This window comes from Pseudomonas sp. Marseille-Q5117 (genome assembly GCF_946901175.1).
Lineage (GTDB): Bacteria > Pseudomonadota > Gammaproteobacteria > Pseudomonadales > Pseudomonadaceae > Aquipseudomonas > Aquipseudomonas iranensis.
This window is the reverse complement of sequence record NZ_CAMPPP010000012.1, coordinates 61,267-74,190: the sequence shown is the minus strand read 5'-3', so window position 1 is coordinate 74,190 and position 12,924 is coordinate 61,267. Positions and strand designations below refer to the sequence as shown.

General features: G+C 59.5%; 9 protein-coding genes. 2 read left to right on the top strand and 7 right to left on the bottom strand.

Annotation, left to right across the window (positions count from 1 at the left end):
* Positions 1 to 183 precede the first annotated feature (183 nt).
* A complete protein-coding gene (locus OC605_RS18795) occupies positions 184 to 861 on the top strand; it encodes a hypothetical protein (protein ID WP_262138753.1) in 678 nt (225 codons plus the stop codon).
* Between the two features lie 31 nt (positions 862 to 892).
* Positions 893 to 5,512 carry an NEL-type E3 ubiquitin ligase domain-containing protein gene (locus tag OC605_RS18790; RefSeq protein WP_262138751.1) on the top strand — a complete coding sequence of 1,540 codons (4,620 nt, stop codon included), beginning with the start codon at positions 893 to 895 and terminating at the stop codon, positions 5,510 to 5,512.
* A gap of 39 nt (positions 5,513 to 5,551) precedes the next feature.
* Here the strand turns inward: OC605_RS18790 and dnaB are convergent, their stop codons facing one another.
* From dnaB to rnr, 7 genes are all read right to left on the bottom strand, one after another.
* The gene (gene dnaB, locus OC605_RS18785; protein ID WP_039756905.1) at positions 5,552 to 6,949 is read right to left on the bottom strand and encodes a replicative DNA helicase; all 1,398 of its coding nucleotides are present in this window, start codon (positions 6,947 to 6,949) and stop codon (positions 5,552 to 5,554) included.
* A gap of 119 nt (positions 6,950 to 7,068) precedes the next feature.
* Positions 7,069 to 7,515, bottom strand: a complete 447-nt coding sequence (gene rplI, locus OC605_RS18780; RefSeq protein ID WP_003221136.1) for a 50S ribosomal protein L9 — start codon at positions 7,513 to 7,515, stop codon at positions 7,069 to 7,071.
* A gap of 18 nt (positions 7,516 to 7,533) precedes the next feature.
* Positions 7,534 to 8,427 (bottom strand): hypothetical protein, encoded by an 894-nt coding sequence (locus OC605_RS18775; RefSeq protein ID WP_016771937.1) that lies wholly within the window; start codon positions 8,425 to 8,427, stop codon positions 7,534 to 7,536.
* 36 nt (positions 8,428 to 8,463) lie between these two features.
* Positions 8,464 to 8,694 carry a 30S ribosomal protein S18 gene (rpsR, locus tag OC605_RS18770; RefSeq protein WP_002551829.1) on the bottom strand — a complete coding sequence of 77 codons (231 nt, stop codon included), beginning with the start codon at positions 8,692 to 8,694 and terminating at the stop codon, positions 8,464 to 8,466.
* A 29-nt stretch (positions 8,695 to 8,723) separates the two neighbouring features.
* A complete protein-coding gene (rpsF, locus tag OC605_RS18765) occupies positions 8,724 to 9,146 on the bottom strand; it encodes a 30S ribosomal protein S6 (RefSeq protein WP_016771938.1) in 423 nt (140 codons plus the stop codon).
* 305 nt (positions 9,147 to 9,451) lie between these two features.
* Positions 9,452 to 10,216, bottom strand: coding sequence for a 23S rRNA (guanosine(2251)-2'-O)-methyltransferase RlmB (rlmB, locus tag OC605_RS18760; RefSeq protein WP_024011372.1), 765 nt, complete (start codon positions 10,214 to 10,216; stop codon positions 9,452 to 9,454).
* Positions 10,213 to 12,843: a ribonuclease R gene (rnr, locus tag OC605_RS18755; RefSeq protein WP_262138750.1), complete on the bottom strand. Its 2,631-nt coding sequence runs from the start codon at positions 12,841 to 12,843 to the stop codon at positions 10,213 to 10,215. Before rnr ends, rlmB begins: the two co-directional genes overlap by 4 nt.
* Positions 12,844 to 12,924: the final 81 nt, after the last annotated feature.

Sequence of the window (12,924 nt, the reverse complement as noted above, 5' to 3'; positions counted from 1 at the left end):
AATCGCGGGCGCGGAATATAGCACAAAATTTAACCAATTCCGACGGCAATGGTCGGTTTCTCTTGCGGCCCGCGTTACGCATGCCCGATGACCCCCAACAGGCGGACCAGCATCGTCCCAATTCGATATTTACCAGTCCGGCGCCTGTGCCGGCAGATGTGATAAACCTTCAAGGAAGAAGCCATGTCACCCAAAAAGCCCGTCAAGGGCACCACTAGAGCGAACACTTCCACCAGCCGTGATTCATCGCATCCGGGCAATACCGGAAACGCAGCACGTCAGGCGCCTGATGCTGCCGATTCTCGGCTACGGCCGGTCAGCATCGCCGGTGCGACCGCTCGGAAAACGCCAAGACCTTCAACCGTCGTCATAACGCAAGGGGCCTCGACCCTCGCAGACATCGGTGCCGCAGGATCAACGCTGGATCGCTATCTGCTGCCACGCTCTGGTCATTTGCCGCCGGCCAATGACGACGGTCTGCTAATTCACAGAGGGCGCGAATACGTCGATACGGCGCAAGGCGGCATTGTGATGGTCAGCGTGGATTCACAGTCCGGCCTCTACCGCGCCCGACTCGCCGCCGAGCGCCATGCCTCGGGCCCGTTAATGCTGCGCGACCCTGACAGCGGGCTGTGGCACTCGCTCAACGACGGTGACGCCGTCGCCTCGTTCGACCCCAGTCTTCAGGCCTTGCGGACAGATCTGGACTTCACCGACGCGAAACCCGACGCTGAGGGACTGTTTCGCCACGATGGTCGGCTGTACCTGTCCATCCACAACCATGCCTATCAGGCCATACATGACTGTTTGACCTGGCGGGCAATGCGACATCTGCCCCTCAGTGACACCCTCAGGCAATGATGCCAGGCAATCTCTACAAGGAACGTAAGACATGCCAATCAAAACACCCCCTAAAGGGACCACTACCGTCAACGTCCATCTGCGGCCGGATCCGTCAGTGGATCTGCCACGCTTGCGTCCCGACTTGACGTTGCGTCCGGGCTTCGAAACCACTTTGTCGATCGGACCACAACTGCGACCGGCCAGCCCCACGGGCAGTACCGATCCCGATGCGATCACCCCTGCCCCCATCGTCACGGTGCATTCCACTTCTTCGATGCTCGATACCAGCGATGCTGTCACCCGGCCTCTGGACGATTATCGATTGACCACGACGATCAGTCTGCCTACTGCTGACGTCGAAGGACTAAGAACTTTCAAGGGTCGCGAGTACGTGGAAATGGCCGATGGCGGCTTCGTGCAAGTCGGCAAGGATTCACAGAGCGGCCTCTGGCGGGCCCGGCTGGCGAGCGAATCGATGCCCTCCGGTCCGCTGATGCTGCGCGACCCCGAGGGCGAACTGTGGCACGCAGTGGAGCATTCGCAGCCAGACACGTTCGCGCTCTCGACGATGCGCCTGGAAGCCTTTCGCACCCCGCTGAACTTCAGCACCTCCATACGCGACAGCGACGGTCTGCATCGCCATGACGGCAAGCTCTATGCGGTGGTCGACGATCAGAGCTATCAGGTATTGCACGATCCCGACGCCTCGACGCCTCTGGCCGAGGTAATGCGCATCGTCCGCCCTGGCGATCCGGTCGCCGCTGACATAGACAATCTCTACAGTGCTACGCGTCCGGGTCGCTCGGAGCCTGTTGTCTTCGATGCCCAAAAGGGCTGGCGGGGCATTGTGGTCGGCGGGGCCGGCGGAATGCAGCGCGGCAGTCCCGCCCAACCTGTTTCGCCTGGCTTGCGCGAACGGCTGAATGCCGCGATCAACCGAATGCGCACGCCACAATCGCGACTGCGAAAACTTTATCCCTCTCTCGACAGTGAAGAAATCCGCACATTGCTGAGTACCCAGGGCGACGATGTACAAGGTTTTCTGACTCGCCTGGAAACCGAGTACAAGACCCTCAAGCTTGAGCTCGCGGCCTGGCTGAAAAATACCGAACTCTCAAACGGGGCCATTCATCCCTGGGTGGAGCTTGCTGCACAGGAACTGAAGCGATGCTGGAAACGGCAAACCGGACCAACCCTGAAACTGAATCTTGGCGACGCCAGCATGGCTGCGCTCACGGCAGATTTCAGCCATGTGCGCACGCTGCACTTGCAGGCGGTCGGCTGGTCGGATGGCGCCGAAATCTTCCTCAATAATTTCACCCGCATCGAGAGCCTGAGAATCGACGCCTCGACGCTCGCCAAACTGCCTGTGAGCCTCGGGCAGATGCCGGACCTCACGCATCTTGACCTGCGAGCGAACCGCATCGAACTCGACGATCAAACCTCCAGCCATCTGGCGTCGCTCAGCCAACTCGAACACCTCGATCTGTCGGACAACCCGCTGGGCCGGACTCCGGATTTCAGTGGCATGTTGCGGCTCAAGACCGTGGGTCTGCGCAATACACAGCTGGATCAGTGGCCGACCGGGTTGCAGCATCAGCTGACAATGGAACTGGTCGATCTGCGTGACAACCGATTGAGCGAAATTCCGCAGACAATCATTAACCCGGCGAATGATCAGTTGCTTGCCATCGCCAACATCAACCGCGTCACCCTCATCGAAGGCAACCCATTTGCCAGCGGCTCCTGGCGATTGCTGGAAGCCTACTGGCAGCGAGTCACTGCCGAGTATCCGGCCCTCACCGACGGACGCAGCGGTGCGTTCCGGATTGATGGCGACATCCCCGAAATAGCCATGGTGTTGCGGATGTATCCGGATAAAAACCGGCAGACGGCACGGGAATACCTGATCGGTCTGGGGGATGGCGCGGAAGCCTTAGTGCGCCGGCGTTTCGAGGAGTTCGAAGTGCTGGAAGCACAACTGCAAGCCTACGTCGCCGACAGCCAACCGGGCACATCGAGCGTCGCCGGACCGGAAAAGCTCCAGGCAGAACGCGTCGCCAGGATCATCAAGGACTGCTGGCTCCAGGAGTCGACCTTGCTCACGCTGCCCTCCATGAACGGACCGCTACCGTCGCTGACAGCTGACTTCAGTCAATTGAAATTTCTCAGTCTCGGTGATGCCGTCTGGTCCGACACCGCCGACACGTTCCTGTCGCATTTGCCCAACCTGGAAATGCTCGTCATTACCGGTTCCGGTCTGGAGAAAGTGCCCACAAGCATCGGCGAGATGAGCCGGCTCTCCTTTCTCGACCTGAATTCAAACCGGATAAAACTTGATGAGAACAGCGCAGGTGCACTGAGTGCATTGCATCAGCTGACCACCATCAACCTGTCGAACAACCCGCTCGGGGTACTGCCGGATTTCAGCGCGATGTCCGGGTTGCGGAGACTTTCGTTGGAAAACACCGGTATCAGTGAATGGCCCTCCGGCCTGACTGACAAGACCACCTTGACCAGCCTCGACCTGCGCAACAATAAATTGCGCAAGGTCCCCGACGCCCACATCTTCCCGACAGACGATCAATTGGCCGTGGTCGCGCGCATCAATAACTGCATTTTTCTTGAGGGCAACGACTTCCCTTCCGCTTACTGGAGGAAGTTCGACCGCTACTGGCGAAAACTCAACGAACGGCACGGTGAGTTGATGGCTCTGGCCCCTCCTGACGCATTCGACAGCGATAACTCGCGCGCACAACGCTATCGCAGACTTTTTCCTGGCAAAAGCATCAAGGCCTGCCGGGAATTCATCTGGAACCACGACAAGGCCACTGTTGCGCCCCGGCTTCTGGCACTGGAGCAAGAGTTTGCCTTACTGAAGAGCCAACTGGATGACTGGGTGTTTTCGGGTGGCAATAACCGCCAGCGCTACATTCGCGCCAACCAGTTGCAAATCAACCAGCAGACCCGCAATGACCGCAACGAAGCACGCGAACGAATAATCCGTTGCTGGCGCCAGGACACGCCTCAGAAACACGCGAACGACGGCAGCGAGATTGGTCAGGAACTAGACCTGAGCGGCCTGACGTTGCCGACTCTGCCGGACCTGAGCATCGACTTCAGCCATGTCGGTTCGCTCAAACTGGACAACATGAACCTCACCGAATCGCCGGAGGGCTTTCTCACGCGCTTCCGCCATGTGCGCTGGCTGAACATGGCGAAAAACCGGCTCAGGGAATTGCCGCCCGCCGTGGGAGAAATGCACGGCATGACGCGGTTGTTCCTGCAGGGCAACCAACTCGAACTGACCGCCGAAACGGCGCAGATACTGGCCGGGCGCACGACACTCAGAGCTTTGTGGCTGCAAGACAATCCGCGACTGGGCGTGGTCCCGGATTTCAGTCGGATTCCGGACATTCGCGAAGTCGATCTGTCGAACACGGGAATAGAAAGTTGGCCCACAGGACTTTTCGATCAACCGCGACTGGGCAAGATCACGTTGAGCAACAACCAGCTCACTACACTTCCGGACTTTCTCATCAATCCGCCAGCCGACCGGCTGGCGCACTCTGTACAGGTCAATAGCGGCACACAGATCAACAATAACCCGCTGACGGAGGCCACTCACGATCGGCTACGCCTCTATCGCGAGCGACTGAACGCCGCCGGCACCCCGCTCCAGCGTCGCTGGAACCTGCTGACGACTGCACGCCCCGATGTTCGCATACAGCTGCCCGTCATAGCCCCCGAAGCATTTCACCCACAATGGTTCGCCGGTATGTCGTCAGATCAGGCATCGACTCGACTCGCGCAACTGAACGGTTTAAGGGCACAGGACGGCTCGGACGGTTTTTTCAACATTCTCAATGGTCTCGCTCACCACGCGGACTTCAGGCGACAGGCCTGGGAAGTCGTCGACGTCATCAGCGCCAACAATCGGTCATCCCGAGCTTTGCGCCGAGAAATCTTCGACCGCGCCTGCGAGGCGGGCTGCACTGACCTGGCGGCTGCCACTTTCACCGACTTGCAAGTGCTGGCCATGACTCATAAGGCGCGCGTGCAAGCCCGTGTGGATGGCAATGGCGCTCCATTGGTGGAATTGTCCAAAGGTTTGTTTCGACTCAAGCAAGTCGATGACATTGCGGCGGCACAGGTAACGACCAGCAGGGCTGTCGCCAACGATCCGTTGGCATCAGCGAGCGAGCGAAACATCCATCGCCTGCGCATACGCGACCCGCACGAGATGACCATGGCGTACCGCTTCGGTCTCAAGGATCGGCTGCAACTGCCGTTTCAACCGCAGACGCTGTCGTTCATCGGCATGGCTGGCGTCACGCCGGCGATGCTCGATGTGGCGTATCGAAAAGTTGTCACGCAGGACAACTCGCCTGAAGAGGTCCAGGCGTTGTTGGCAACAGACTTCTGGCAGGACTTCATCACACATAAACATTCAACGCAGTTCGACGCGGCTCGTCAGCCTTATCAGCAGAAACAGGCCGCACTGGACGAGCAGTTTGCAAAAAAAGTACTGCCGCAGACTGACTACGATACTCAAACCAATGATGTCACCGCACAATTGGCAATCAGCGAAGCGACGCTGATTCAGACACTGACTCGACAAGAACTGCAACCAGGCGAGCCCGTCGAGGCGCCAGTTCAGGCCGACTGAGATTGAGCGCTCCAGCAGACCGGTTGAACCGGCCTGCTGTCATTCGTCGTCGTCGAAGTTGTAACTGCCCGGTGCGAGGTTTTCGAAGCGCGTGTATTTACCGATGAACGCCAGCCGGATGAACCCGATCGGGCCGTTACGCTGCTTGCCGATGATGATTTCGGCGATGCCCTTGTGCTCGGTTTCCGGGTGATACACCTCGTCGCGGTAAACGAACATGATCACGTCGGCGTCCTGCTCGATCGCTCCGGATTCCCGCAAGTCGGAGTTCACCGGGCGCTTGTTCGGGCGCTGTTCGAGGGAACGGTTGAGCTGCGACAGCGCCACTACCGGACAGTTGAATTCCTTGGCCAGGGCTTTCAGGGATCGCGAGATCTCGGAAATCTCGTTGGTGCGGTTGTCACCACTGGAACCAGGAATCTGCATCAACTGCAAGTAGTCGATCATGATCAAGCCCACCTCGCCATGCTCACGCACCAGACGCCGGGTCCGCGCGCGCATTTCCGAGGGGCTGATACCGGCGGTGTCATCGATGAACAGTTTGCGGTCGTTGAGCAGGTTGACTGCAGAAGTCAGACGCGGCCAGTCGTCGTCTTCGAGTTGGCCGGAACGGACCTTGGTCTGGTCGATACGGCCGAGCGAGGACAACATACGCATGATCAGCGATTCGCCTGGCATCTCGAGGGAGTAAACCAGGACAGCCTTCTCGCTGCGCAACACGGCGTTTTCCACCAGGTTCATCGCGAAGGTGGTTTTACCCATCGAAGGTCGGCCGGCGACAATGATCAGGTCGGACGGCTGCAAGCCGCTGGTCTTCTCGTCGAGGTCGGTGTAACCCGTAGACAGACCGGTAATCGCGTCGGCGGTGTTGAACAACGTGTCGATGCGGTCGATGGCCTTGGTCAGCAGCTCATTGACGCCGACCGGGCCGCCGGTCTTGGGCCGCGCTTCGGCGATCTGGAAGATCTGCCGTTCGGCTTCATCGAGGATTTCTTCAGCGGTGCGACCTTCCGGGTTGAAGGCGCTGTCGGCAATCTCGGTGCTGATGCCGATCAATTGGCGCAACGTCGCGCGCTGGCGGACGATCTGCGCATAGGCCTTGATGTTGGCGACGGAAGGCGTGTTTTTCGCCAGTTCGCCAAGATAACCGAGGCCGCCAACTTGCGACGTCTGGCCTTCCTTGTCCAATTGCTCGGCAAGGGTCACGACGTCGATCGGCGAGTTCTGATCGGCCAGTTTGGCGATCGCGCGGAAAATCAGGCGGTGGTCATGTCGGTAGAAATCGCCGTCGGAGACTTGATCAAGCACGCGTTCCCAGGCGTTGTTGTCCAGCATCAGACCACCGAGTACGGCCTGTTCGGCCTCGATGGAATGCGGCGGCACCTTCAGGGCAGCGGTTTGCAGATCGTATTGCTCGGGAGCGGAGATATCGTTCATGGCCACTTGAGTATTAGTGAAAAGCAGGGAATTCAGAAAGACAAAGGGCACGACCTGTAAACAGGATCGTGCCCGATGTTAACCGCCTGGCGGACAAGCCGCCAGCCGATCCGTGTTGCTTAAGCTGCTACCACGACAACGCGTACGGTGGCTTCAACTTCGGCGTGCAGGTGCACGGCCACGTCGAATTCACCTACGTTGCGGATGGTGCCGTTCGGCAGACGAACTTCGCTCTTCTGCACTTCAACGCCCGAAGCGGTCAGTGCATCAGCGATGTCGTGAGTACCGATCGAACCGAACAGCTTGCCTTCGTCGCCAGCGGTGGCAGTGATGGTCACTTCCAGCTCGGCCAGTTGGGCAGCACGGCTTTCAGCCGATGCCTTACGGTCTGCGGCAGCTTTTTCCAGCTCGGCGCGACGCTCTTCGAACGCAGCCAGGTTGGCAGCGGTCGCAGCGGTAGCCTTGCCGAAAGGCAGCAGGTAGTTACGGCCGTAACCGGCCTTAACGTTTACTTTGTCGCCCAGGTTGCCCAGGTTGGCGATTTTTTCCAGAAGGATCAGTTGCATGTGAAAATCCTCTAACTTTTAACCTTCACCGTTCGCGCTGTCGGTGTCTTTCGACACGTGACGACCGCGAAAATCAATCAGGCTGTCGACAATGGCCAGAACCACGAGCAACGGATAGATCAGCTGCATGAACAACAGCAGCGTGACGTACAACCCCACCAGCCAGAAACCGGCCAGTCGCTTCTGCCCGACCAGCCCGTGAATCAGGGCCAGCCCGGCGAACACCAGCGGTACACTGCACAACGGCGTCAACATAGCCATCTGTGCACCGAGATTCGGGCCCAGAAGCATCAACGCCAGCAGTAACATCGCCGGCCCCAGCGGGATGCGGATGGCGCGAAACTCGCGACCGAAACCACCCGGGTTGTACAACAACGCCTGCCAATGCCGCCCGACAATCAGACTCAGCACGCTGACGATCTGCAACAAGGCCGCAATCAGTCCGGTCAGGACCGGTGCAATCAGGGACGCGAAACGCGCTTGCTCATCGACCGACAATTGCTTGTAAGTCTCACCAAGAAGCGCCGGCATGACCTTTATGAGGGCCTGTGCAAGCATCTCGATCTGGGCCGCAAAAGCGACCCCGAGCACCACCGAAAACACCACTCCGATCACTACGCTGACCAGCAGCGTGCGGACCCAGGATTCGCTTGCGCGCAAAACCAACGCAAGCCCCGAAGACCCCAGCAGCACCAGAAGTGCCCGTGGGTCATCGGCATACAGCCACCAGATCAATGCCGGCAGCAGTCCCAGTGACAGAACGCCAAGGGCGTCCGTCAATCCGCGCCGCAGCAGCACAAGGCTCCCGGCGGCAGCACCCAACCAATACAACAACGGCAATGTTGCACATCCGGCCACCACGAGAGTGGCCTGCATTCGGCCTCGCATGATGAACTCAGCTAAGGCGCGCATGCATTCAATCCTTTGCTACTTGTCGACTGCCCGGTCTCAGCGGCCGTGGCTGTCGGTGTAGGCCAGCAGGGCCAGGAAGCGGGCGCGCTTGATAGCGGTGGCCAGCTGACGCTGATAACGAGCTTTGGTACCGGTGATGCGGCTTGGAACGATTTTGCCGGTCTCGGATACGTAGGCTTTCAGAGTGTTGAGATCTTTGTAATCGATCTCTTTCACGTCTTCAGCGGTGAAGCGGCAGAATTTACGACGACGGAAGAAACGTGCCATTTGATAGGCTCCTTAATAAGGTCCGTGGATTACTCGTCAGCGTTATCGCTGTTGTCGCTGTCATCACTGTCGGTGCCTTCGGCGCCTTCGTGCTCAGGACGGTCGCGACGCTCACGGCGCTCACTGCGGTTTTCTTCAGCCTTGAGCATCTCGGACTGGCCGGTAACGGCTTCGTCGCGACGGATGACCAGGTTACGGATCACTGCATCGTTGTAGCGGAAGTTGTCTTCCAGCTCGGCCAGGGCCTTGCCAGTGCACTCAACGTTCAGCATCACGTAGTGAGCCTTGTGAACATTGTTGATTGCGTAGGCCAGTTGACGACGGCCCCAGTCTTCCAGACGGTGGATTTTGCCGCCGTCTTCTTCGATCAGCTTGGTGTAACGCTCAACCATGCCGCCGACTTGCTCGCTCTGATCCGGGTGGACCAGAAAGATGATTTCGTAATGACGCATGAATGCTCCTTACGGGTTGTAGCCTGCCGCTCAAAAACGGTCAGACAAGGAGTGAATGACACTTATGGACTTGCTGGCGCGGGGCACATGCGTGCCTGCCGTCACAGCAAGGGGCGCAATTGTAGAGAAGGGACTGCGGGGGCGCAAGGCAATTGGTGATTATTTGAACAACCACCGATCTTCCAGACACCGTAAACGAATGTGGGAGCGAGACTGCTCGCGAATGCGGCCTGTCAGGCAACAATGACGTCGACTGACACTCCTCTTCGCGAGCAGGCTCGCTCCCACAGTTGATTGCGTGAAGCTTATTTCTTCGCGGCAGCCTTGGCCTTCGCACCGCGCTGGCGCTGGGCTTCGAACAGGCACACGCCAGTGGCGACCGACACGTTGAGGCTGCTGACGCTGCCGGCCATCGGCAGATTCACCAGATAGTCGCAATGCTCGCGGGTCAGGCGGCGCATGCCTTTGCCTTCGGCGCCCATGATCAGGATGGTCGGGCCGGTGAGGTCCTGGTCATAAATGCTGACCTCGGCTTCACCTGCGGTGCCGACTACCCACAAACCGCGTTGCTGGAGTTTTTCCAATGTGCGCGCCAGGTTGGTCACGGCCACCAGCGGAATCACTTCCGCGGCGCCGCAGGCAACTTTACGCACCACCGGGGTCAGCGTGGCCGACTTGTCCTTCGGCACGATCACCGCCAGCGCACCGGCCGCATCGGCCGAGCGCAGGCAGGCGCCGAGGTTGTGCGGATCGGTCACACCGTCGAGCACCAGCAACAGCGGCGCGCCTTCGGTACGATCAAGCAACTCGTCGAGCATCGCCTCGCCCCAGACCTGGCTCGGGCTGACTTCCGCGACCACGCCCTGGTGCACGCCTTCAACCCAGGCGTCCATTTCGCGGCGCTCGGCCTGGCCGACCTGAACACGGTTTTCATTGGCCAGCTCGACCAGCGTCTGCACGCGCGGATCGTTGCGGCTTTCCGCCAGCCAGATCTGCTTGACGCGTTTGGGGTGGTGACGCAGCAACGCTTCTACCGCATGAACGCCGTAGATTTTTTCCAACTGACTCATGACTTCGCCTTCGGTTTACGCGCTCCGCCACTTTTGGCTGGAGCGGAACCCGCTTTTGGCGGGCCCTTACGGTGTTTGCTCGGCTTGGCTGGCTTGCCGTCGGTCGCCCTGTCAGGCGCCGACCGTCCGGTCTTTCCCCCGGACGCCGCTTTACCACCGTTTTTCGCATCGGCCAGCAAGGCCTTCTTCAATTCACGGCTTTTGCGCAGCTCGGCGTTTTTCGCCACGGCGTCGCTCGGGCGATAGGCTTCGGCGACCTTTTCCTTGGCCGGACGACGGCTGGCGGTTTTCGCTGGAGCCTTTTCTTCCGCAGCCTTGGCAGCAGGCGCAGCGGTTTCGGTGCCACGTTTCTTGCGACCAATCGGCGCGCTGATGGTTTTCTCGGCCATCTCGAAGTCAATCTTGCGCTCGTCGAGGTCGACGCGCATGACGCGTACTTCAACGGTGTCGCCAAGACGGAAACTGCGACCGGTGCGCTCGCCCGCCAAGCGGTGATGCACAGGATCAAAGTGGTAGTAATCGCCCGGCAATGCGGTGACGTGTACCAGGCCTTCGACGTAGATATCGGTCAGCTCGACGAACAGACCAAAACCGGTCACTGCGGTGATCACGCCCGGGAACGATTCGCCAACGCGATCCTTCATGAACTCGCACTTGAGCCAGTTCACCACGTCGCGGGTCGCTTCGTCGGCACGGCGCTCGCTCATCGAGCACTGCTCGCCAAGCTGCTCCAGCGCCGCTTCGTCGTACGGATAGATGCGCGCTTTCGGAATGGTCATCGCACCGGCACGACGAACGTGCGGGGTGTCCTGTTTCGAATGGATCACGCTGCGGATCGCTCGGTGCGTGAGCAGGTCCGGATAACGACGGATCGGCGAAGTGAAGTGGGTGTAGGCTTCGTAATTCAGGCCGAAGTGGCCGTCGTTTTCAGCGCTGTACACCGCTTGGCTCAATGAGCGCAGCATCACAGTCTGGATCAGGTGGAAATCCGGACGATCCTTGATGCTCGCGAGCAAAGCCTGATAATCCTTCGGCGACGGACCGTCCTTGCCTTTGTGCAGCGACAGGCCGAGCTCACCGAGGAACGCGCGCAGTTTTTCCAGACGCTCTGGCGGCGGACCGGCGTGAACACGATACAGCGCAGGAATTTCGTGCTTCTTGAGGAATTCGGCAGTGGCCACGTTGGCGGCCAGCATGCACTCCTCGATCAGCTTGTGCGCATCGTTGCGCACGGTCGGACGGATTTCGGCGATCTTGCGCTCGGAGCCGAAGATGATCCGGGTTTCCTGGGTTTCGAAATCGATCGCGCCACGCACGTGACGGGCGGCCAGCAATACCTTGTACAAGGCGTAGAGCTGCTTGAGATGCGGCACGACGTCGGTGTACTCGCCGCGCAATTTGCGCGCTTCGGTAGCCTTCGGCGTTTCCAGCATCGCGCTGACCTTGTTATAGGTCAGACGAGCGTGGGAATGGATCACCGCTTCATAGAAGCAGTAGTCGGTCATTTCGCCGGACTTGGAGATGGTCATCTCGCAAACCATGGCCAGACGATCGACTCGCGGGTTCAGCGAGCACAGGCCGTTGGACAGTTGCTCGGGCAGCATCGGAATCACGCGCTCGGGGAAATACACCGAGTTACCGCGAACCTGAGCTTCGTTGTCCAGCGCCGAGCCGATCTTCACGTAGCTGGAGACGTCGGCAATCGCCACGTACAACTTCCAGCCACCGGAGAACAGACGCAGCTTGCCCGGTTTGGCTTCGCAGTAGACCGCGTCATCGAAGTCGCGGGCATCTTCGCCGTCGATGGTGACGAACGGCAGATGGCGCAAGTCGATGCGCTTCTCTTTGTCTTTTTCTTCAACTTCCGGCTTGAGCCTGGCGGCTTCTTTCACAACCGCTTCAGGCCAGACGTGCGGAATGTCGTAAGTGCGCAGGGCAACATCGATTTCCATGCCCGGCGCCATGTAGTTGCCGACCACTTCGACCACATCGCCTTGCGGCTGGAAGCGCGGCGTTGGCCAGTGGGTGATTTTCACTTCGACGAACTGACCGATCTGCGCGTTGGCGTTGCGGCCCGGAGTGACCAGCACTTCCTGCTGGATCTTCGGATTGTCGGCAACCACGAAACCGATGCCGCCTTCTTCGAAGTAGCGGCCGACGATGGTTTCGTGAGCGCGGGACACCACTTCGACGATCACGCCTTCACGGCGACCACGACGGTCGAGACCGGAAACCCGGGCCAGCGCACGGTCACCGTCGAATACCAGACGCATTTGCGCCGGGCTCATGAACAGGTCGTCGCTGCCGTCGTCCGGCACCAGGAAGCCGAAACCGTCACGATGACCGCTGATGCGGCCGAGGATCAGGTCGAGCTTGTCGACCGGCGCGTAAGTGCCACGGCGGGTGTAGATCAGTTGAGCGTCGCGCTCCATGGCGCGCAAGCGGCGGCGCAGGGCCTCGATCTGGTCTTCCGTGGTCAGACCAAACTCTTCGACCAGTTGCTCGCGGGCAGCAGGCGAACCCCGATCGGCGAGGTGCGCCAGGATCAGTTCGCGGCTGGGAATAGGGTTTTCGTATTTTTCCGCTTCACGAGCGGCCTCGGGATCGAGGGACTGCCAATCGGCCATTAGAGAGTTTTCACCTTGTCTATATACGGGTTAGTTTGGCATAGGCGCCGGGAAACGGGAAATTTCCGCTTCTATAAGGCT